The sequence below is a fragment of the Mesorhizobium sp. 128a genome (genome assembly GCF_053848025.1).
Window position 1 is genome coordinate 363,482 of sequence record NZ_JBSPKY010000001.1, and the last position, 20,222, is coordinate 383,703.

18 protein-coding genes are annotated in these 20,222 nt (G+C 63.5%); 11 read left to right on the forward strand and 7 right to left on the reverse strand.

Annotated features, from left to right (window positions below):
* Window positions 1–37: 37 nt before the first annotated feature.
* Window positions 38–604 (forward strand): TetR/AcrR family transcriptional regulator, encoded by a 567-nt coding sequence (locus tag ACWTU9_RS01670; RefSeq protein ID WP_455856804.1) that lies wholly within the window; start codon window positions 38–40, stop codon window positions 602–604.
* On the opposite strand, the gene ACWTU9_RS01675 is transcribed toward ACWTU9_RS01670, so the two are convergent.
* From ACWTU9_RS01675 to ACWTU9_RS01690, 4 genes are all read right to left on the reverse strand, one after another.
* Entirely contained in the window at window positions 599–1,351 is a 753-nt protein-coding gene (locus ACWTU9_RS01675; RefSeq protein WP_455856805.1) for an MBL fold metallo-hydrolase, read from the reverse strand. The two genes, ACWTU9_RS01670 and ACWTU9_RS01675, sit on opposite strands and share 6 nt — an antisense overlap.
* 101 nt (window positions 1,352–1,452) lie before the next feature.
* Window positions 1,453–2,298 (reverse strand): aldo/keto reductase, encoded by an 846-nt coding sequence (locus tag ACWTU9_RS01680; RefSeq protein WP_455856806.1) that lies wholly within the window; start codon window positions 2,296–2,298, stop codon window positions 1,453–1,455.
* A 98-nt stretch (window positions 2,299–2,396) separates the two neighbouring features.
* On the reverse strand, window positions 2,397–2,789 hold the full coding sequence (gene copM / locus ACWTU9_RS01685; RefSeq protein WP_455856807.1) for a CopM family metallochaperone: 393 nt from the start codon (window positions 2,787–2,789) through the stop codon (window positions 2,397–2,399).
* 43 nt (window positions 2,790–2,832) lie between these two features.
* Window positions 2,833–5,343 carry a heavy metal translocating P-type ATPase gene (locus ACWTU9_RS01690; RefSeq protein ID WP_455856808.1) on the reverse strand — a complete coding sequence of 837 codons (2,511 nt, stop codon included), beginning with the start codon at window positions 5,341–5,343 and terminating at the stop codon, window positions 2,833–2,835.
* 85 nt (window positions 5,344–5,428) lie between these two features.
* On the opposite strand from ACWTU9_RS01690, the gene ACWTU9_RS01695 reads away from it, so the two are divergent.
* From ACWTU9_RS01695 to ACWTU9_RS01720, 6 genes are all read left to right on the forward strand, one after another.
* On the forward strand, window positions 5,429–6,367 hold the full coding sequence (locus ACWTU9_RS01695) for a glycosyltransferase family 25 protein (protein ID WP_455856809.1): 939 nt from the start codon (window positions 5,429–5,431) through the stop codon (window positions 6,365–6,367).
* Window positions 6,368–6,400: 33 nt separating this feature from the next.
* The gene (locus ACWTU9_RS01700) at window positions 6,401–9,196 is read left to right on the forward strand and encodes a [protein-PII] uridylyltransferase (protein WP_455856810.1); all 2,796 of its coding nucleotides are present in this window, start codon (window positions 6,401–6,403) and stop codon (window positions 9,194–9,196) included.
* Window positions 9,197–9,254: 58 nt separating this feature from the next.
* Window positions 9,255–10,862 carry a murein biosynthesis integral membrane protein MurJ gene (gene murJ / locus ACWTU9_RS01705; protein WP_455856811.1) on the forward strand — a complete coding sequence of 536 codons (1,608 nt, stop codon included), beginning with the start codon at window positions 9,255–9,257 and terminating at the stop codon, window positions 10,860–10,862.
* A gap of 118 nt (window positions 10,863–10,980) precedes the next feature.
* Entirely contained in the window at window positions 10,981–12,048 is a 1,068-nt protein-coding gene (gene trpS, locus ACWTU9_RS01710) for a tryptophan--tRNA ligase (protein WP_455856812.1), read from the forward strand.
* A 104-nt stretch (window positions 12,049–12,152) separates the two neighbouring features.
* A complete protein-coding gene (locus tag ACWTU9_RS01715; protein ID WP_023672856.1) occupies window positions 12,153–12,644 on the forward strand; it encodes a universal stress protein in 492 nt (163 codons plus the stop codon).
* A 146-nt stretch (window positions 12,645–12,790) separates the two neighbouring features.
* Window positions 12,791–13,360 carry a NifU family protein gene (locus ACWTU9_RS01720; protein WP_112560600.1) on the forward strand — a complete coding sequence of 190 codons (570 nt, stop codon included), beginning with the start codon at window positions 12,791–12,793 and terminating at the stop codon, window positions 13,358–13,360.
* A gap of 187 nt (window positions 13,361–13,547) precedes the next feature.
* Here the strand turns inward: ACWTU9_RS01720 and ACWTU9_RS01725 are convergent, their stop codons facing one another.
* Window positions 13,548–14,165, reverse strand: coding sequence for a L,D-transpeptidase (locus tag ACWTU9_RS01725; protein ID WP_112560709.1), 618 nt, complete (start codon window positions 14,163–14,165; stop codon window positions 13,548–13,550).
* Window positions 14,166–14,403: 238 nt separating this feature from the next.
* On the opposite strand from ACWTU9_RS01725, the gene cueR reads away from it, so the two are divergent.
* Entirely contained in the window at window positions 14,404–14,820 is a 417-nt protein-coding gene (cueR, locus tag ACWTU9_RS01730) for a Cu(I)-responsive transcriptional regulator (RefSeq protein WP_455856813.1), read from the forward strand.
* A 1,243-nt stretch (window positions 14,821–16,063) separates the two neighbouring features.
* Here cueR and ACWTU9_RS01735 read toward each other — a convergent pair.
* Entirely contained in the window at window positions 16,064–16,264 is a 201-nt protein-coding gene (locus ACWTU9_RS01735; RefSeq protein ID WP_454575820.1) for a hypothetical protein, read from the reverse strand.
* 159 nt (window positions 16,265–16,423) lie between these two features.
* On the opposite strand from ACWTU9_RS01735, the gene ACWTU9_RS01740 reads away from it, so the two are divergent.
* The 3 genes from ACWTU9_RS01740 to ACWTU9_RS01750 all read left to right on the forward strand — a co-directional run bounded on the left by ACWTU9_RS01740 (window position 16,424) and on the right by ACWTU9_RS01750 (window position 18,922).
* Entirely contained in the window at window positions 16,424–16,924 is a 501-nt protein-coding gene (locus ACWTU9_RS01740) for an MmcB family DNA repair protein (protein ID WP_454575821.1), read from the forward strand.
* Between the two features lie 177 nt (window positions 16,925–17,101).
* Entirely contained in the window at window positions 17,102–17,848 is a 747-nt protein-coding gene (locus tag ACWTU9_RS01745) for an SDR family NAD(P)-dependent oxidoreductase (protein ID WP_455856814.1), read from the forward strand.
* Between the two features lie 42 nt (window positions 17,849–17,890).
* Window positions 17,891–18,922, forward strand: a complete 1,032-nt coding sequence (locus tag ACWTU9_RS01750; RefSeq protein ID WP_455856815.1) for an RNA polymerase subunit sigma-70 — start codon at window positions 17,891–17,893, stop codon at window positions 18,920–18,922.
* Here ACWTU9_RS01750 and nhaA read toward each other — a convergent pair.
* Window positions 18,919–20,106: a Na+/H+ antiporter NhaA gene (nhaA, locus tag ACWTU9_RS01755; RefSeq protein WP_455856816.1), complete on the reverse strand. Its 1,188-nt coding sequence runs from the start codon at window positions 20,104–20,106 to the stop codon at window positions 18,919–18,921. The genes ACWTU9_RS01750 and nhaA overlap by 4 nt on opposite strands.
* Window positions 20,107–20,222 lie beyond the last annotated feature (116 nt).

Consider the following 20,222-nt stretch of genomic DNA (forward strand, 5'->3'; position numbering starts at 1 on the left):
TCGGCAAAGATCATGCTCGAGCGGAAAGACTAAGCGCATGCGCAGGATCGCGCCCGATCGCGCCGACCTGCTCTCCATTATCGGCGAGGTTTTCCGCGAGCACGGCTATGAAGGGGCGAGCCTGGCGCTGATCGGCGCGGCGACCGGGTTAGGCAAAGGCAGCCTCTATCACTTCTTTCCCGGCGGCAAGGAAGAGATGGCGGCGGCCGTCATCGCCCATATAGACGGCTGGTTCGAGGAAAATGTCTTCGTGCCGCTGCAGGACAAGGCCAACCCGCATGCCGGCATCGAGCGCATGCTTGAGGCAACCGACAGCTATTTCCGCTCGGGGCGTCGGGTGTGCCTGATCGGCGCCTTCGCGCTGGACGAATCCCGCGACCTTTTTGCCAAGGCGATCAGAAGCTATTTCGGCCGCTGGGTGGCGCATCTTGCCGAGGCGCTGACCCGAACCGGGCACAGCAAGGCCAAGGCGGACGAACTCGCCGAAGAGACGGTCGGCACCATCCAGGGCGCGCTGACGCTGGCGCGCGCCTTCGACGACCCAGCGGCGTTTTCGCGTGCGCTGAAGCGGGCTCGGGCGGCGCTGGCTGATCCAATTCTATAGAGGCTCGAAGCGGAAAGCCGTGTCGGTTCGAAAAACCCGGCCGACGCCAGGTGAATCGAGATGCGCGCCGGCGACGTAGCAGTCATTGTTAGCCGCAAGCGCCAGCAGCCGCAGCCGGCTTGCCCGCGCCTTCTCCTGGTCGGCGTCGAACTCCCAGGCAATCTCGGGATGGTCAAACTGAAGCGACGGCACATGCACGGTATCGCCCCAGATCAACAGCGTTTCGCCGCCGCTGACAAGACGAAAGCAGGTGTGGCCGACTTCATGGCCATGGGCGGCGAGCGTATCGATGTCGGCAGTGAGGCGCTGCCCGGCGTCGAAAGGCTCGGCGCGATCGTGGAAGCGTTCCAGCCTCGCCTTCTCGCGGAACATGTCGAGTTCAAGGCGCGGAACAAGCAAACGAGAAAGTTGCGGGAAGCCGTCGCCGCCATCGACAAGGACGAGGCCCTGTATATGGTCGAGATGGGTGTGGGTGAAGGCGACCGTACGTATCCGGTGGACGGCGATCTTCGCCTCGCGCAGCGCCTCGGGCAGGTGCCCCATCGTCGGGTGCCAGGCGTCGGAGGCACCGGTATCGACCAGTGTGATTTCGTTTCCGTCGTCGATCGCAAAAGCGTTGACCGATAGCCGGAGCGCACCGTCGATGAGCGGTACCTGCGATGGCAGGTCATCGCCGAACGCAATGTCTCCCGGCTTGCGCAGTCGCCTGACCGGCATGTCGACATGGCCATCGCGCAGCGATGTCACCGTCACCGTTCCGATTCTATAGCTGGTGTGATGATGTCCGGATGAAATTCGTTCCAATGCCTGCTCCCGGCTCACTAGCAAAATTCGGATCGAAGTCTCGGCTAGATCATCTCCAGCCCGCGCTTGCGCGTTGGCGGCGGGAAGGCGCGGTCGAGTTCGGCGAGGTCTTCGCCGGTAAGCTTGATGTCGAGCGCAGCGACATTCTGACGGACATGGTCCTGTTTGCTGGCCTTCGGGATGGCGATGACGCCGGGCTGCGCCATCACCCAGGCCAGCGCGATCTGCGCCGCCGTGGCGTTGTGGCGGGCGGCAACAGCATCAAGCCTGGAATTGCGCGCCAAGGCGCCCTGCTCCACCGGCGAATAGGCCATCAGCGGGATGCCGCGCTGGCGGCTCCATGGGGCAAGGTCGAATTGGGGGCCGCGCCGCGACAGATTGTAGAGGACCTGATTGGTCTGGACGTTGTCGCCCGAGCGCAGCCCGGTCAGCTCCCCCATCTCGTCGGTGTCGAAATTGCTGACACCCCAGTGGCGGATCTTGCCGGCCTTCTTCAACGCCTCGAAAGCGTCGACCGTCTCAGCCAAGGGAACGCTGCCCGGCCAGTGCAGGAGATAGAGATCGATGCGGTCGGTGCGCAGCCGCTTCAGGCTGTTTTCGCAGGCCCGCGCCACGCCGGCGCGCGAGGCATTGGACGGCAGCACCTTGGAGACGATGAAGAGCTCGTCGCGGCGGCCGGCAATGGCCTCGGCCACCACCTCCTCGGCGCCGCCGCTGGCGTACATTTCGGCGGTGTCGATCAGCGTCATGCCAAGATCGAACCCAAGCTTCAGGGCGTTGACCTCACCAGCACGGCGACGGGCATCCTCGCCCATCTTCCATGTACCCTGTCCCAGCACCTGGACGGCCTCGCCCGAAGGCAGCGTGGTGGTTCTTATCGTCGTGGGCATGCGGGCTCCCGGGCTGGCGCGGTCGACGCGCATGGCATCATAAACGCAAGGGGAAATCCAGAATTGATCCTGGATTCTCGCTCCGGCTCGCTGCTGCCCTACTTCGCCGGATGAGCGGCGAGCCAGGCTTGCATCTGCTTGATCTCGGCTTCCTGCGCGGCGATCACGCCTTCCGCCAGCTTGCGGATTTCAGGATCCTTGCCGTTGGCGAGTTCCACCTTGGCCATGTCGATCGCGCCCTGATGATGCGGGATCATGCCGCGCACGAAATCGACATCGGCGTTGCCGGTATACTCGGAGGCCATCATGTCGGCATGCATCTTGTCCATCGCCGCCTTGTAGCCTTCGGTCGACGGACCGGTCGCGTCTGTCGCCATCGCGCCCATATCGTGTTTCATCTCTTCGGATTGCGCCGGAACGCTTTCGAGGAAAACGGCGAGCAGCATTCCCGCCGCCATCAGCAAAAGCACGATCTTTCTAGCCAAGGTCATCCATGATCTCCTGTTGATTGGATTTCGTATTTGGGGGCATTGCTCAGAGTTTCAATGTCCTGAGCCGCAATGCGTTGGCGATGACCGAAACCGAAGACAGGCTCATCGCCGCCGCCGCCAGCATCGGCGACAAAAGCGTGCCGGTCAGCGGATACAGCACACCGGCGGCAACCGGCACGCCAAGCACATTGTAAAGGAAGGCGAAGACCAGGTTCTGGCGGATGTTGCGGATCGTCGCCTGGGCGAGCGTTCGCGCCCGAACGATGCCGTTGAGGTCGCCCTTGACCAGCGTGATCCCCGCGCTTTCGACGGCGACATCGGCGCCGGTGCCCATGGCGATGCCGACATCGGCGGCGGCCAAGGCCGGCGCATCGTTGACGCCATCGCCGGCCATGGCGACGCCGGCACCTTTGGCGCGCAGTTCCTCGGCAAGGGCAGCCTTTTGTTCCGGCAGCAGGCCGGCGCGCACTTCGTCGATGCCGAGGCTTTTGGCGATGGCGCGGGCCGTGCGCTCATTGTCGCCGGTCGCCATGATGATCCGCAGGCCCCTGTCATGAAGCGCCCTGATCGCCTCGGCAGTCGTTGCCTTGACCGGATCGGCGACGGCGACGATGCCGGCCAGCCTGTCGTCCACGGCAACGAACATCGCGGTCTTGCCTTCGGCCTGCAGAGCCTCGGCTTTGGCCGACAGCGCGGTATCTATGCCGAGATCGGCCATCATGGCGGCGTTGCCGAGCGCGACCCTCCTGCCCGAGACCATGCCGGACACGCCCTTGCCGGTGACGGCTTCGAAGCCACTGGTTTCACCGAGCGTCAGGCCACGCTCACCGGCGCCGCCGACGATGGCCTCGGCCAGCGGATGCTCCGAACCTTTTTCCAGACCGGCGGCGAGCGTCAGCAATTCATTCTCCGAGAGGCCTTCGGCAGCGACGACATCGGTCAAGCGAGGCTTGCCTTCGGTCAAGGTGCCTGTCTTGTCGACGATCAACGTGTCGACCGAGGCAAAACGTTCGAGCGCGGCGGCTTCCTTGATCAGCACGCCGGCGTGCGCCCCGCGTCCGGTCGCGGTCATGATCGACATCGGCGTCGCCAGTCCGAGCGCGCAGGGACAGGCGATGATCAGCACCGAGACCGCCGAGACGATGGCGAAGATCAGGCTGGGCTCGGGGCCGAAGACCGCCCAGGCGCCAAAGGCGGCAAGCGCGACCAGCACGACGGCGGGCACGAAGTAGAAGGAGACACGGTCGGCCAGGCCCTGAATTGGGGCGCGCGAGCGCTGCGCCTTGGCGACCAGCTCGACGATGCGGGCCAGCGTGGTCTCGGCGCCAACCTTTTCGGCACGCATGATCAGCGAACCGTTCTTATTGAGTGTGCCGCCGGTCAAGGCATCGCCTTGCGTCTTTTCGACCGGCAGCGGCTCGCCCGAGATCATCGATTCATCGATGGAAGAACGGCCTTCTGTTACGACGCCGTCGACCGGCACGGCATCGCCCGGACGGATGCGCAGCCGCTCGCCGGCCTTGACCGTATCGAGCGGCACGTCGGTCTCGGAGCCGTCGTCACCGATCAGCCGTGCCGTCTTCGGCGCCAGGTCGAGCAGGGCGCGGATGGCCGAGCCGGTCTTTTCGCGTGCCCGCAATTCGAGGACCTGGCCGAGGAACACCAGCGCGACGATGACCGCCGCTGCCTCGAAATAGACCGGCACGCTGCCGCCATGGCCGCGGAACTGATGCGGAAAGATATCCGGAAACAGGGTGGCGACGAGGCTGTAGAGATAGGCAGCGCCAACACCCAGCGAAATCAGGGTCCACATGTTGGGGCTGCGGTTGACGACCGAGTCCCAGCCGCGATGGAAGAATGGAAGCGCCGCCCACAGCACCACCGGGCTCGCCAACGCCAGTTCCAGCCAGACCATCGTGCGCTCGTCGACAAAGGCCTGGACGGTCAGGCCGAACATCGGCGCCATTGCGACGATCAGCAGCGGCACGGACAGCACCGCACTGACCCAGAAGCGCCTGGTGAAGTCGATCAGTTCGGGGTTCGGGCCCTCATCGCCGGTGGGAACACCCATCGGTTCCAGCGCCATGCCGCAGATCGGGCACGAGCCGGGCTTGTCGCGGATGATCTCGGGATGCATCGGGCAGGTGTATTGCGTGCCTTTCGGCATTGGCGACGGCGCCGGCCTGTCGCCGAGATATTTTTGCGGTTCGGCCTCGCACTTCGTCTGGCAGCCGGCCGAGCAGAAATAGAAACCCTGACCTTCGCGGCGGGAAAAATGCTTCGCAGTGGCGCAGTCGACGCTCATGCCGCAGACAGGGTCGGTGGCGGTCAGGTATTTTTCGGGCGCAGCGACGAATTTCGTACGGCACGCCTCGCTGCAGAAGTGAACGAGACGACCGCCATGCTCGGCCGTCGGTTTACCGGCGGCCGGATCGACGAGCATGCCGCAGACAGGATCGCGCACCACGGCCTCGGCGGCCGGCGCAGCCGACTTTGCCGCACAGCAGCCGCCATCGGCCGTGTGCGCGTGGTGGTGATGCTCGGAATGCGCCATCGAATATATGCCTTCATGTCTGTCTGGATGCGGAGGTAGTGCTTCCAGTAACTGGAAGGTCAAGGGGCGATTTCGACTTTCGATCATGGCCGCCATCGGGCGGCATGGAGGGAAAAATCGCTTACGCAATTTCTTTCCCATGTTATGGACGCGACCACCCGCGTCCCACTGCATCGATCCCACCCGAATGAAATGCCTGGTTATCAATCTCGATCGGTCCCGCGACCGCCTCGCCCATGTGACGGCCGAGTTCGCCCGCATTGGCGTCGCCTTTGAACGGGTCACCGCCATCGACGCGCGCGATCGGCCGGCCGAAATGCCGCAGGGCAAAAAGCATTTGCGTATGGCCGACGGCGAGATCGCTTGCCTGCTCAGCCATAAGCAATGCTGGTCGATCATCGCGGCAGGCGATGACGACTATGGCGCCATCTTCGAGGACGACATCGTCTTCGCCGACAAGGCTGGCCAATTGCTTGCCGGTGCCGCCTGGATCCCAGCCGATGCCGACATCGTCAAATTGGAAACGTTCTTCAATCGAACCGTGATTTCACGCAAGCAGCTTGCCTGTGGCCACGGTTTTTCTGCGAGCAGGCTACACGCCGTCCATATCGGCACGGCCGGGTACATCGTGTCGAGACAGGCTGCACGAGACCTCATAGAAGCGACGAATGAGATCACCATCCCCGTCGATCATCTCGTCTTCAATCCGCGTTTTGCGACCTCGCCCCGCGACGTCACTTATCAGCTTGTGCCGGCTTTGTGCCTGCAGGTTCAGTTCCTTGGCGGCGGACCGGTGCGATTGCCGAGCCTGCTCAAGCAGGAGCGCACAGAGGAATGGGCGGCAAGCGGGATGGGCAAGAAACGCCACAAGCCGATTGCGGCCAAGGTAGGGATCGAGATAAGGCGACTAGCGAGGCAGATCGCCGATCTCTTCCGGTTACGGCGGGAGAAAATCATCCCCTTCAGGTATCGGGGCCGACGCGTCCGTCCGCCCCATACCCAGCACCGTGAAAACGCGCTATAGACGCCGCGCAAAAGGCGAGACCAACCGGCATATATGGCAAAAATTTCCCTCAAGCTCGACGAGCTGATCGATAGCGAGGCGCTGCGCCGCGAGATGACGGCGCTGACCTCGGCCGGCAACGGCGCCGAGCCCGGCGCGCGCGTCGGCGCGCTGCGGTTGCTGAAGGGGCGGCTAACCGAGGGCCGCAAGGTCGCCGAACGCATGCTGATGGACGACGGCAGCGGCGCGGCCTGTGCTGCCCGGCTGTCGCATCTCATGGACGAGATCATCCGCGCCCTCTACGAGTTCGCCGCTACCCACGTCTACCGGGTGAAAAACCCGTCGACCGCCGAGCGCATGGCCGTCGTCGCCGTCGGCGGCTATGGCCGCGGCACGCTGGCGCCCGGGTCCGACATCGATTTGTTGTTCCTGTTGCCCTACAAGCAGACGCCGTGGGGCGAGCAGATCGTCGAATACATGCTCTACATGCTCTGGGACCTCGGACTGAAGGTCGGTCACGCCACCCGCAACATCGACGAGTGCCTCAGGCTGTCGCGCAGCGACATCACCATCCGAACCTCGATCCTGGAGGCGCGGTTCCTGTGGGGTGAGCAAAAACTCTTCGACGAATTGCTGACCCGCTTCGACCACGAAGTGGTGCGCACCACCGGACCTGAATATGTGCAGGCCAAGCTCGCCGAGCGCGACGAGCGCCATGCCAAGGCGGGCGAAAGTCGCTATCTGGTCGAGCCCAACGTCAAGGACGGCAAGGGCGGCCTGCGCGATTTGCAGACGCTGTTCTGGATCGCGAAGTACTTTTATCGCGTGCGCACCGGCGAGGAGTTGGTTGACAAGGCCGTTTTCACCGAGGCCGAATACAGGGAATTCCTGAAGGCCGAGGACTTTCTGTGGGCGGTGCGCTGCCACATGCATTTCCTCACCGGAAAGCCGGAGGAACGGCTGCATTTCGACATTCAGCGCGAAATCGCCGAGCGTCTCGGTTACACCACGCATCCCGGCCTGTCGGCGGTGGAGCGCTTCATGAAGCACTATTTTCTCGTCGCCAAGGATGTCGGCGACTTGACCCGCATCTTCTGCGCCGCGCTCGAGGAAGAGCAGGCCAAGCACGTGCCGGGCTTCAACCGCATTTTCCTCACCTTCCAGCGCCGCAAGCGCAAGCTGGCCGGCACGTCGGATTTCATCGTCGACAACCACCGCATCAACGTCGCCGACGACACAGTGTTCGAGCGCGACCCGGTCAACCTGCTCAGGCTGTTCTGGTTCGCCGACAAGCACGGGCTGGAATTCCACCCCGATGCGCTGAAGCTGCTCACCCGTTCGCTCGGTCTGGTCAACAAGTCGCTGCGGCGCGACGCGGAGGCCAACCGGCTGTTCCTCGACATCCTGACCTCGGACCGCAACGCCGAGCTCAATCTGCGGCGCATGAACGAGGCCGGCCTGCTCGGCAAGCTGATCCCCGACTTCGGCAAGATCGTCGCCATGATGCAGTTCTCGATGTACCACCACTATACGGTGGACGAGCACCTGATCCGCTGCATCGGCGTTCTGGCCGAGATCGAGCGCGGCGACGGCGAGAAGGTGCATCCGCTGTCGCACACGCTGATGCCGGGACTGAAGAAGAGCCGCGAGGCACTCTATGTCGCCGTGCTCTTGCATGACATCGCCAAGGGCAGGCCGGAGGATCACTCCGAGGTCGGCGCAAGGATAGCGCGGCGCATCTGCCCGCATATGGGTCTGTCGGCCGCCGACACAGAGACCGTCGCCTGGCTGGTCGAGAACCATCTCGTCATGTCGATGACGGCGCAGACCCGAGACCTCAACGACCGCAAGACGATCGAGGATTTCGCCTCGATCGTGCAGTCGGTCGAGCGGCTGAAGCTGCTTCTGATCCTCACCGTCTGCGACATCAGGGGCGTCGGGCCGGGCGTGTGGAACGGCTGGAAGGGCCAGCTTCTGCGCACGCTCTACTACGAGACCGAGCTCTTGTTGACCGGCGGCTTCTCGGAAGTGTCGCGCGCCAAGCGGACGGCCGCCGCGCGCGAACGGCTGGCCGAAGCACTGACCGCCTGGCCGGACAAGGCGCGCAAGCGCTATGTCGGCCTGCACTATGAGAATTACCTCCTGACCGTCGATCTCGCCGATCAACTGCGCCATGCGGAATTCATCCGCGAGGCCGACGCTGCCGGCAAAAAACTCGCCACCGTGGTAAGGACCCACCAGTTTGAAGCGGTGACCGAGATCACCGTTTTGGCGCAGGACCACCCCCGCCTGCTCTCTGTCATTGCCGGAGCCTGTGCGGGGGCCGGCGGCAACATCGTCGACGCGCAGATCTTCACCACATCCGACGGCCGCGCGCTGGACATCATCCTGATCTCGAGGGAGTTCGACCGCGACGAGGATGAGCGCCGCCGCGCCGAGCGCGTCGGTAGGCTGATCGAGGACGTGCTGTCGGGCAAGAGCTGGCTGCCGGAGATGATCGAGAAGCGCACCAGGCCAAAGCGCGGCGCCAAGGTGTTCAAGATTCCGCCGCGCGCCGAAATCCGCAACACGCTGTCGAACCGCTTCTCGGTGATCGAGGTCGAAGGGCTGGACCGGCCGGGCCTGTTGTCGGAGATCACCGGCGCGCTGTCGGATCTGTCGCTCGACATCGCCTCGGCCCACATCACCACCTTCGGCGAAAAGGTCATCGACACGTTCTATGTCACCGACCTGACCGGGCAGAAGATCGACAGCCCAGCGCGCACCGCCGCCATCCACACCAGGCTGATCGCCGCACTCGAGGGCATTGCCCCGGATCGCGGCGGCAAGGCCAAGGCGGCGGCCGAGTGACCATCACTTTGTCCCAATCACCTGTTTTTTCCCAGGCACCCAGGCAATCTCCGCGCGCATGAGCCTCGTCAAGAAATTCGCCACGGTTGCGTCCGGCACGCTGATGAGCCGCGCGCTTGGCTTTGGCCGTGAGATGCTGATGGCGGCCGCGCTCGGCACCGGGCCGGTGGCCGACGCCTTCAACGCCGCCTTCCAGTTTCCAAACACGTTCCGCCGGCTGTTTGCCGAAGGCGCGTTCAACGCCGCCTTCGTGCCGCTGTTCGCCAAGGAGATCGAGACGCACGGCACCGACGGCGCCAAGCGCTTTTCCGAGGAAGTATTCGGCGTCTTGTTTACCGCGTTGCTGGCGCTGACCATCGTCATGGAACTGGCGATGCCGCTGATCGTGCGCTATCTGGTGGCGCCGGGCTTTGCCGACACGCCGGGCAAGTTCGAGACGACCGTCCTGCTTGCGACGATCATGTTCCCGTATCTCATCTGCATGTCGCTAGCGGCCATGATGGCCGGCATGCTGAATTCGCTGCGCCGCTATTTCGCGGCTGCCGTCGCACCCGCCTTCCTCAACATCATCCTGATCGGCGTGCTTGGCTACGCCTGGTACCACGGCATGGATGCGCATGACGTCGGCTTCAGCCTGTCCTGGGGTGTGCTGGCGGCGGGTATCGTGCAACTCGCCATCGTCTGGGTCGCGGTCCGCAATGCCGGCATCGTGCTCGGTTTTCGCCGGCCCAAGCTGACGCCCAACGTCAAACGGCTGCTGATCCTGGCGCTGCCGGCGGCGATCACCGGCGGCATCACCCAGATCAACCAGCTGATCGGCACGGCGATCGCGTCGGCGCAGGACAGCGCCGTGTCCTCGCTGGCTTACGCCGACCGCATCTACCAATTGCCGCTCGGCGTGGTTGGCGTCGCTGTCGCGATCGTGCTGTTGCCGGAACTGTCGCGGGCACTGAAATCAGGCAATCTGGTCGAGGCGGCCAATCTGCAGAACCGCTCGGTCGAGTTTACGCTGTTCATGACCTTGCCGGCAGCGGCGGCACTGTGGGTGATGTCCGAGCCGATCGTGCGGCTGGTCTATGAGCGCGGCGCCTTCGCCGCCAACGGCTCGACACCGACGGTTGCCGCGATCCTGGCGATCTTCGGCCTCGGCCTGCCGGCCTTCGTATTGATCAAAGCCTTCACCCCCGGCTATTTCGCCCGCGAGGACACGCGCACGCCGATGATGTTCGCCGCCATTTCGGTCGGCGTGAATGTCGCGACCGCGTTGACGCTGTTTCCGAGGATGGGCGCGCCCGGCATTGCCGTGGCATCGGCCGTCGCCGGCTGGGTCAATGCGATGATGCTGCTCGCCGTGCTGATCCGGCGCGGCCATTGGGGCCGCGACGTGCCGCTGCTGAAGCGTATTCCCCGGCTGGTGCTGTCGGCGGTCGTGATGGGTGTCGCGCTCTATTTCGCCGAGCATTGGCTGGCCGTCAGGCTCGGCCCCGGCTCACCGCTGGTGATCAAGGCGACGACGCTTTTGGCGCTCGTCGCCGGTGGGGCGCTGCTCTACTTCGTCACCGCCTTTGCCACCGGCGGCGCCGATTTCGGCATGATCCGCCGCAATGTGAAGCGTGGCTCGGGGAAGGCAGCTCCGTCGGCGCCAAAGGTTGATCTGGACGAATAGGCAGGGCGATCTAACCGCAACACCGGTCTTGATCCCGCTCGCCCCTTCGTCCATAAGCCCGCCGTCGAAAGACTTTCGCCGCGTGCGAAACGGCCCTCCACAAGCCACAAGGGAAAACATGACCGCCTTCAAACAGCTCGTCTTTTCCGGCGTCCAGCCGACCGGCAACCTGCATCTCGGCAACTATCTCGGCGCCATCAAGAAATTCGTCGCCCTGCAGGACACGTCCGACTGCATCTATTGCGTCGTCGACCTGCACTCGCTGACGGCACAGCTCGTCCATGACGACCTTGCCGACCAGACCCGCTTGATCACCGCCGCCTTCCTCGCTTCCGGCATCGACCCGAAGAAGCACATCGTCTTCAACCAATCGCGGGTGATGCAGCATGCAGAGCTTGCCTGGATCTTCAACTGCGTGGCGCGCATCGGCTGGATGAACAAGATGACGCAGTTCAAGGACAAGGCCGGCAAGGACCGCGAGAACGCTTCGCTCGGCCTGCTCGCCTATCCCTCATTGATGGCGGCCGACATCCTGCTCTATCGCGCCACCCATGTGCCGGTAGGCGAGGACCAGAAGCAGCATCTGGAGCTGACCCGCGACATCGCGCAAAAATTCAACAACGACTTTTCGAGCCGCATCGCCGGCCTTGGCGTCGGCGTCGAGATGCAGGTCGGCGAAGAGACAGTGAACGGCTTCTTCCCGATCACCGAGCCGGTGATCGGCGGCCCCGCGGCGCGCATCATGAGCCTGCGCGACGGCTCCAAGAAGATGTCGAAGTCGGACCCGTCCGACCTGTCGCGCATCAACCTGACCGACGATGCCGACACCATCTCGAAGAAGATCCGCAAGGCCAAGACCGACCCGGAGGCCTTGCCGAGCGAGGTCGACGGATTGGAGAGCCGGCCGGAAGCGGAAAATCTGGTCGGCATCTATGCCGGGCTGGCCGAGATGTCGAAAGCCGACGTGCTGAAGGAGTTCGGTGGCCAGCAGTTTTCGGTGTTCAAGCCGGCGCTGGCCGACCTTGCCGTGGAAAAACTGGCGCCGATCGCCGGCGAGATGCGCCGCATCGAGGGCGACCGCGCCTATGTCGACGCGGTGCTGCGGGATGGCGGGGAGCGCGCCGGCGTGCTGGCCGAGACCACCATGAAAACCGTGCGCGACATTATCGGCCTGCTTCAGGGTTGAGCCCGGCCGTCACTGTGCACTGCACCACACTGGCATAAGGCCGGTGGCTTGCCGCCGGTCTGCCGCGGTGGCAGATTGCGGCCGAACCCATCGAGTAGATAGACATGGTCTCCAAACGCCTCAGTCGCGAAGCCGGCCATCGCAGGAAATTCCTGACGATCATCGACGACACGCCGGAGTGCGAACGCGCCGTCGCCTACGCCTCGAAGCGGGCTCAGAGCACCAGCGGCACGCTGGTGCTGCTCTACATCATCACACCGGACGATTTTCAGCATTGGCTGGGCGTCGAGAAGATCATGCGCGAGGAGGCCAACGCCACGGCGCGCGCGGCGCTCGACGGTTACGCCAACAAGGTGCGCCAGAAGCTCGGCATCGAGCCCGAAATGGTGGTGCGCGAAGGCAAGCCGACCGAGGAGATCCACAAGCTGATAGAGGAAGACCAGGACATCGCCATCCTTGTGCTAGCGGCAGGCGCCGGCAAGGAAGGTCCTGGACCGCTGGTCGGCGCCGTGGCCGGCAAGGGCGCCGCCTTCCCCATTCCGGTCACCGTGGTGCCGCAGAATTTGTCCGACGAGGAGATCGACAGCCTCGCCTGAAGCCCGCCCGGGATTCCTTTCTCCAGCCGGCAAAAACATTCCGCCAGCCAGCCGTTTGAGCGATGCGTTTCGCTTGAATGTCACGCCAATTGAGCCTATTTAGAACTATTCCAAACTAGCTGCCCGACTGGGGCACGGAGACGGCCATGTTCATCCAGACCGAATCGACGCCGAACCCGGCAACGCTGAAATTCCTGCCCGGCAAGGAAGTGCTTGTTGAAGGCACCGCCGATTTCCGCGATGCCGACAGTGCGGCTTCAGCCTCGCCGCTGGCCGGCCGGCTGTTCGAGATCCCCGGCGTTACCGGCGTATTCTTCGGCTATGACTTCATCACCGTGACCAAGGACGGCCCCGACTGGCAGCATCTGAAGCCGGCCATCCTCGGCGCCATCATGGAGCATTTCATGTCGGGTGCGCCCGTCATGGTCAACGCCGGCCCCGCCGCCGAGACCAGCCAGACCGGTGAATTCTACGACAAGGCCGACGAGGAACTGGTCATCACCATCAAGGAACTGCTCGACACCAGGGTGCGCCCGGCGGTTGCCCAGGATGGCGGCGACATCACCTTCCGCGGCTTCGAGAACGGCACGGTGTTCCTGCACATGAAGGGTGCCTGCGCCGGCTGCCCCTCTTCGACGGCGACGCTGAAGCACGGCATCCAGAACCTGCTCCGCCACTTTGTGCCGGAAGTGCAGCAGGTCGAGCAGGTCTCCTGAGAATTCTACTCCGCCGGCCGCCTTCCGGCCCCGGCCAAAAACGCAGACAACAAAAAACCGGGCCGAATTGCCCGGTTTTCTGTTTTTGGACGTCAGTTGTTGCCCAGACGGTCCGCGCACTAAAAGCACTTCAAGTCAGTCCATGATCTCGTTCGAAAAGCGGTTCCTGCCTTTCGGGATCTGGTCCTTACATCACGATGACCTTGGCGCCGACCGATGTGCGGTCGTAGAGGTCGATGATGTCCTGGTTCATCAGCCGGATGCAGCCCGACGACATCGCCTTGCCGATCGAATTCCATTCCGGGCTGCCATGCAGGCGGTAGCCCATGTCGCCGCCCTTGTTGAACAGGTACATGGCGCGCGCGCCGAGCGGGTTCTTCAGGCCCGGCTCCATGCCACCGGCAAACTTGGCCAGTTCCGGCTGGCGCTGGATCATCTGCCGCGGCGGGGTCCAGGTCGGCCATTCGCGCTTCAGCGCGATGTGGGCGGTGCCATGCCATTCGAAACCTTCGCGGCCGACGCCGATGCCGTAGCGGATCGCCCGGCCGTCGCCTTCGACGAAGTAGAGAAACTTGTTCTGCGTATCGACGACGATGGTGCCCGGCTTTTCCGAGGTGTCGTAGTTCACCTCCTGCCGATGATACTTCAGCGGCACCTTCTCGATCGGAATGCGCGGCAGCTGATAGCCTGCATCGTTCACCGCGCCGTAGTTGTTGGAGAAGAGCCGTGAGCCGATCGTGCTGCAACCCGAGATCGCGGTCGACAATGCAAGTGCAGCGACGATTGCAAATGACTTCATGCGCATGAAATGGTCCGCTGCCCCGCCAGAATCGAGCGGCACGTTGCGGCCGCTTTTCCTGAAATCATTCTTGCTGGCATTTGCTTTGCTTGCCAAGGGCGCGATGCCTATATGCAAGAGCTTACCTGCCGGTAAGCCGTCAACTATGGCATTTCGGCAACAGGAGTCACGGGATTGTGAAGGAAAAACAATGGGCGGTCCTGTCGGATGGCCTAGATTCAGGGAACCACATCGAGGAACCGCTATGAATGTTGGCGATGCCGCGGCGCGGTCCGGCCTGCCGGCCAAAACCATCCGCTACTATGAAGAGATCGGCCTGATCGCGCCGGCGCGCGCCGGCAATGGCTATCGTGATTATTCCGGCGACGACATCCACCGGCTGGCCTTCCTACGCCGCGCCCGCAACCTGGGCTTTTCAATCGAAGATTGCCGCCAGTTGATGGCGCTCTACCGAGACCGCAGCCGCGCCAGCCACGACGTGCGCGAGATCGCCGCCGCCCATGTCAGCGCCATCGAGGAGAAGGTGCGCGAGCTGCAGTCGATGCGCACGACCTTGCAGAAGCTGATCCACGCCTGCCATGGTGATGACCGGCCGGACTGCCCGATCCTTGACGATATTGCGGGATCGGCGCCGGCCGGGGACAGGCCGACGTCGGCTTGAAAGGCCGGGCCGGAATAGACTGGGCGTTGGACGCGGACGAAAACTTCGAGGTCTAATATCTCGTTTGGCTAAAATGCGGAACGTCCAATGGACAAGAACGGAACCAAAGCGGTTCCATCAGACCTTTGCGCTCACGGCGCAAGACTTTAGTCCTTCCGTCCTATAACCAAGAACGCAAGTTGACTGGCACGACATAGGGCCGCTGCGGATCAGTACCAGACTGCACCCAGACCAGATATGGTGCGATCGCGGAAGGCGCTCGGATCAAGACGTCACCCTAGGTTTGCGAACCGGACAATCGCCTGGTGAGGCGCTGATGCCGGGATCAAAATCCGAAAGCGACTGCCACCTTCATTTCCAGCAAAATTGCCCCGATCATGATCAGGAAAAACAGGCGGATAAGAAGTGACTGCTTGACCTTGTACCTTTGGGTTAAGAGCACGCATACGACAGTAGCGACGCCCGCTGCAGCGGTGAAAATTAGATCAACCGTGACACCTCGCGAAAACATAGTTCCCCTTCCCCAAGCAGGAACTGCAATCCTAACGCCAACGGCCCGCCTTGTGGAAGGCACGCCGGCTCAGAGGAGCAGGTGAATTGCCAGAAGCTCGATGATCAGCAAAACGGCGCACACCGCGCCCCCAAGGGCATGACCTCGCCAACACTGCGGACATCCTCATCGGTTCGGAATGCTTCCCCCAAAGCCCTTCAGGGGAGGCGCCGAAGCTCACCAACGAACAGATAAAAGAACTATCCCGACGCCAGCGCTCCCAAAAGCCGTAGCCATTCCCTACGGCTGGGTAGTTCCAAAATGCTTAGTTGCGCAATTGCTAATATGTAAATACTTTGGGCAGTGCGGGAGGGACGATCCAATCATAACCCGCAGTGGCCGGTGCGGCCTGCACCCCAACGATAGCCCCAGGCCGCACCGGCTATTCCCCCACGGCGTGCCTTGCACCTTTGTGCCCATCGACCTTGGGCACTCAGTCTTGCTTGAGAGATTGCTAATGTGCGGTAAGATAAATTCAGAGCGGCGTTTCTTGGCTCGCTTGGCCGGTGCAGTTTGGCGTTGGGGAACTGCGCCGGCTATTGCCCTACGGCTTGGTAGCCCTCGCGAGCAATGGCGGCTGTCGCAACGATCAAAGCGAAACTAGGCACTGCATAAAAGAATGCCCGGGCGGCATCCCGGGCTAGCTGGAGGTCTTGGGAGTTGCGCCGATACACTATACCCCATCGGCACCGGCTAACTTGCATCACCATCGTGACGAGCGGATGAAGGCAACACTTGGCGGTTGTCGAGCGTCAGCCTGTAACCGTTCGGCAGGTTCTGTAGCACCGTCAGGGCCTCCGCAGCCGAGTAGAAGGTGACAATGGTCATCACATGGTCGCCGTCGATCCGCTGTAAGCGATAGATCGGTCTGTGCGGCCTGGCTTCCTCCACCAAACGTTCCCTCCAAATTGGGAACATTAGTAACCGTTCATGAAGCTTTGATGAGGCGTCAGCGATGAAAAACCTGACCTCCCTCAAATGGGTTTGTCAACCATACAATCGCCTTCCAAAAACAGGTTCAAACCGTGAACAAAATCTGGCATGGTGGCTGCCATGCCGATCATTTCGCCGATTCCCCTCAATCCCCTCATCGACGGCCGCCAGTCGGAACGCGCCATGCTGGTGCGGCGTGGCGTGCAGCGGCTGTTGATGCAGATGGGGATGCATGTACTGCCCGAACTGTCGCTGGCCACCGGGCGCCGCGCCGATCTCGTCGCGCTGACCCGGCAGGGCGACATCTGGATCATCGAGATCAAATCCTCGATCGAGGATTTTCGCGTCGACCGCAAATGGCCCGACTACCGGCTGCATTCCGACCGCTTCTTCTTCGCCACCCATCCCGGCGTGCCGGCGGAGATCTTCCCCGAGGAATGCGGCTTCATCCTTTCGGATGGCTACGGCGCCGAGATCCTGCGCGATGCGCCGGAGCACCGCATGGTGGCGGCGACGCGCAAGGCGCTGATGTTGCGGATCGCGCGGGCCGGGGCCGCTCGGTTGCTGGCGGCGGAACTGGCCGGTGTTTCGGTGCCGGCGATGGACGGCGAAAGTGAATAGCAGTGCGCCGGACAGGCGACCGCGTCGCCGCTGACGCCGGCGCCCGACCATGGCTCCGCGCGGGTTCGCCGATCCCTTGAGACAATTTTTGACCTGCACCGATGATTTCCGCTCACCTCGGCTGTCCTCATCAACAGGTACGTCTGGATGGTCCGGCGACCGGAAGAGAGGTGATCCATGAGATCGTTGCAAGGTCAGAATGTTGTCGTCATCGGAGGCAGCCGGGGTGTCGGCCGCTCGATCGTGGAGGCTGCGCTTGGCGAGGGAGCGACGGTCCTGGCCGTTGCTCGCGGTGCAGCCGCCCTGAAGGAACTCTCCTGGGAGACATCAGGCGTGAAGACGATTGCGGTCGACGCCACCGACGAGACCGCACCCGATAAGGTCTTCGCCGCGCTCGAGCCGGACGTGCTGGTTGTCTGCGCCGGCGCACTTGCTCCGTCCGCGCCTATCCAGGATCAGAGCTGGGAGGACTTCTCGGTGAACTGGGAAATGGACGTCAGGGCATCGTTCCTGTTCTGCAAGGCCGCGCTCAACAATCCGCTCAAGCCGGGGAGCCGGGTTGTGCTGATCTCCAGTGGCGCAGCCTTGAGCGGCGGACCGCCGTTCGCTGGCGGGTATGCAGGCGCAAAACGCATGCAGATGTTCCTGGCCGGTCATTGCCAAAAGGAATCGGATCGGCTTGGACTGGACCTGCGCTTTATGGCGCTCGCACCGGCTCGCATCATGCCAGGGACCGGCATAGGCGATGCCGGGCTGGACGGCTTTGCAGCCTATTTGGGCATCCAGCCTGCAGACGTCCTCGCGAGCATGACCGACTTGCAGACGCCGGCCGATGTCGGCCGCGCGGTGGTCGCGCTCGCCACCGGAAAATCGGAAGGCTGCTCCTTCACCGTCAGCGGAAGCGGACTTGCGGCAGCGGCCTGAGGCGCTCAGGATGCACGGCGATTTCAGCACCACAGGCTGCCCATGACGGATGCTCCTGGCCCTGTTGAGCCACTGGGCCGACCGATCCTCGATCGGCCGGCCTTCGAGCGTCTGACCGCAGCCCACCGCCGCGAACTCAAGCTGCATTGCTACCGGATGATGGGTTCGCTGCACGAGGCGGACGACCTGGTCCAGGACACGTTCCTGCGGGCATGGCGCGGGCGGTCGCAATTCGATGGGCGAGGCTCGCTGCGCGGCTGGCTCTATACGATTGCCACCAACAGCTGCCTCAACGCCATCAAGGCGAGGTCGACGGCGCATCGCATTCTCCAGCAACCCGAGCGATCGCCCTCCAGCGGGCGCGCCACAGGCGGGCCAGCCGCCGAGCTCACCTGGCTGGAGCCTTATCCGGACGCGGAGCTGCCTGATCTCGTTGACGGCGAGCCCGGTCCGGAAACGCGCTATGAAACGCGCGAGGCCGTGCAACTGGCGTTCGTCGCCGCGATCCAGCTTTTGCCGCCCAGGCAGCGGGCCGCGCTTTTGTTGTGCGACGTGCTGGGGTGGTCGGCACTCGAGACGGCACAATTGCTGGGCGGGTCGACCGCTTCGATCAACAGCGCCCTGCAGCGGGCCCGCGCAACGCTTGGCGCGCGATATCCGCAGGGACGTCCGCTGCAGCGATCGCAGCCCAACCGGCAAGAGGCCCAGTTGCTGGAGCGTTACATGCGGGCCTGGCAGGCCGCCAACCTCGACGGCCTGATCGAGCTGTTGAGAGAGGACGCCACCTATCATATGCCGCCATGGCTGGAATGGTATCGGGGACGTGAGGCGATCCGCACTTTCCTCGATACCGTCTGGGGCAATTTTGCCGGCTATCGCACGGTGGCCACCCGGGCCAATGGCCAGCCGGCTGTCGGGGTCTACGCGAGCAGCCATCAGGACCTTGTATGGCGAGCCCACTCGCTGCATGTCATCGAGCCCGCCGACGACAAAATCGCCTCGCTGACAATCTACGTGCCGCCGCTCGGCCCCGAACTGCTTGCGGCCTTCGGCCTGTCGTCTGTCTGGCCTTAATCCTGGTCCGTAGCGTCACCCGCCGCCGGCGCCATCAGCAGCACGGCGGCACCCAGCAATGCGGCGATCAGCGAGCCGGCGAGGATGCCGACCTTGACCGCGTCCTGCAGCGCCGCGTCGCTGGCGAAGGCGAGCAGGCCGATGAACAGGCTCATGGTGAAGCCAATGCCGCAGAGCAGCGAGATGCCTATCATGTGCAGCCAGCCGGCGTTGACCGGCAGGTTGGCAAAGCCGAGCCGGATCGCCAGCGCCGAGGAGCCGAAGACGCCGACCAGCTTGCCCAGCACGAGGCCGGCGGCGACGCCGAGCGTCAGTGGTTCGACCAAAGCGGCAGCGCTGAGGCCGGCCAACGATACGCCGGCGTTGGCAAAGCCGAAGATCGGGATGACGAAGAACGGCACAATTTTGTGCAGACCGTGTTCGAGCCGGTGCAGCGGCGAATGGTCGAGATCGTGGCCGCTGCCGGGAGACACTTTGAGCGGGATGGTCAGCGCCAGCGCGACGCCGGCCAGCGTCGCATGCACACCCGATTTCAGCACCAGCACCCACAGGATGGCGCCGAGCACGAGATAGGGCGTCAGCGTCGTCACACGCATGCGGTTGAGCACGATGAGCACCGCGATGACGGCGAAAGCGGCGGCGAGATAGGCCAGCGACAGCCCGCTTGTGTAGAAGATGGCGATGATGATGACGGCGCCGAGATCGTCGATGATGGCGAGCGCGGTGAGGAAGATTTTCAGCGACGCCGGCACGCGATTGCCGAGCAGCGACAGCACGCCGAGGGCAAAGGCGATGTCGGTGGCTGTCGGGATCGCCCAGCCGGAGAGCGCGGCGGCGTTGTTTCGGTTTATGGCGATATAGACCAGCGCCGGAGCCAGCATGCCGCCGGCCGCGGCGATGCCGGGCAGCACGCGGCGCGGCCAGGTCGAGAGCTGGCCGTCCAGCATCTCGCGCTTGATCTCGAGCCCAACCAGCAGAAAGAACACCGCCATCAGCCCGTCATTAATCCAGTGCGACAGACTGAGCGGGCCGATATAGGCGTGGAGTGCGGCGAAATACGTTTCGGCCAGCGGCGAGTTGGCAACGATCAGCGCAAGCGCCGCCGCCACCATCAGGATGATGCCGCCCGCCGCCTCGCCGTCGAGGAATTCGCGAAGGATGGATTTCGGCCGCTCGTCTCGCATGTTTCCTCCGCCCTCTCAGAGACTGTTTCGAAATTCGCTCTGGCGAGTCATATGGTGGTGGTTTCGAGAACCAGAGCGCAGCGGACATTGGGTCCGTGAGCACCGGAAGCGCAGAA

What these genes read in the sequence shown, in the direction of transcription:
- ACWTU9_RS01670 (WP_455856804.1), top strand. Translation starts at nt 38, where the DNA reads ATGCGCAGGATCGCGCCCGATCGCGCCGACCTGCTCTCCATTATCGGC.
- ACWTU9_RS01680 (WP_455856806.1), bottom strand. Translation starts at nt 2,298, where the DNA reads ATGCCCACGACGATAAGAACCACCACGCTGCCTTCGGGCGAGGCCGTC.
- copM (WP_455856807.1), bottom strand. Translation starts at nt 2,789, where the DNA reads ATGACCTTGGCTAGAAAGATCGTGCTTTTGCTGATGGCGGCGGGAATG.
- ACWTU9_RS01690 (WP_455856808.1), bottom strand. Translation starts at nt 5,343, where the DNA reads ATGGCGCATTCCGAGCATCACCACCACGCGCACACGGCCGATGGCGGC.
- ACWTU9_RS01695 (WP_455856809.1), top strand. Translation starts at nt 5,429, where the DNA reads ATGGCCGCCATCGGGCGGCATGGAGGGAAAAATCGCTTACGCAATTTC.
- ACWTU9_RS01700 (WP_455856810.1), top strand. Translation starts at nt 6,401, where the DNA reads ATGGCAAAAATTTCCCTCAAGCTCGACGAGCTGATCGATAGCGAGGCG.
- murJ (WP_455856811.1), top strand. Translation starts at nt 9,255, where the DNA reads ATGAGCCTCGTCAAGAAATTCGCCACGGTTGCGTCCGGCACGCTGATG.
- trpS (WP_455856812.1), top strand. Translation starts at nt 10,981, where the DNA reads ATGACCGCCTTCAAACAGCTCGTCTTTTCCGGCGTCCAGCCGACCGGC.
- ACWTU9_RS01715 (WP_023672856.1), top strand. Translation starts at nt 12,153, where the DNA reads ATGGTCTCCAAACGCCTCAGTCGCGAAGCCGGCCATCGCAGGAAATTC.
- ACWTU9_RS01720 (WP_112560600.1), top strand. Translation starts at nt 12,791, where the DNA reads ATGTTCATCCAGACCGAATCGACGCCGAACCCGGCAACGCTGAAATTC.
- ACWTU9_RS01725 (WP_112560709.1), bottom strand. Translation starts at nt 14,165, where the DNA reads ATGCGCATGAAGTCATTTGCAATCGTCGCTGCACTTGCATTGTCGACC.
- cueR (WP_455856813.1), top strand. Translation starts at nt 14,404, where the DNA reads ATGAATGTTGGCGATGCCGCGGCGCGGTCCGGCCTGCCGGCCAAAACC.
- ACWTU9_RS01740 (WP_454575821.1), top strand. Translation starts at nt 16,424, where the DNA reads ATGCCGATCATTTCGCCGATTCCCCTCAATCCCCTCATCGACGGCCGC.
- ACWTU9_RS01745 (WP_455856814.1), top strand. Translation starts at nt 17,102, where the DNA reads ATGAGATCGTTGCAAGGTCAGAATGTTGTCGTCATCGGAGGCAGCCGG.
- ACWTU9_RS01750 (WP_455856815.1), top strand. Translation starts at nt 17,891, where the DNA reads ATGACGGATGCTCCTGGCCCTGTTGAGCCACTGGGCCGACCGATCCTC.
- nhaA (WP_455856816.1), bottom strand. Translation starts at nt 20,106, where the DNA reads ATGCGAGACGAGCGGCCGAAATCCATCCTTCGCGAATTCCTCGACGGC.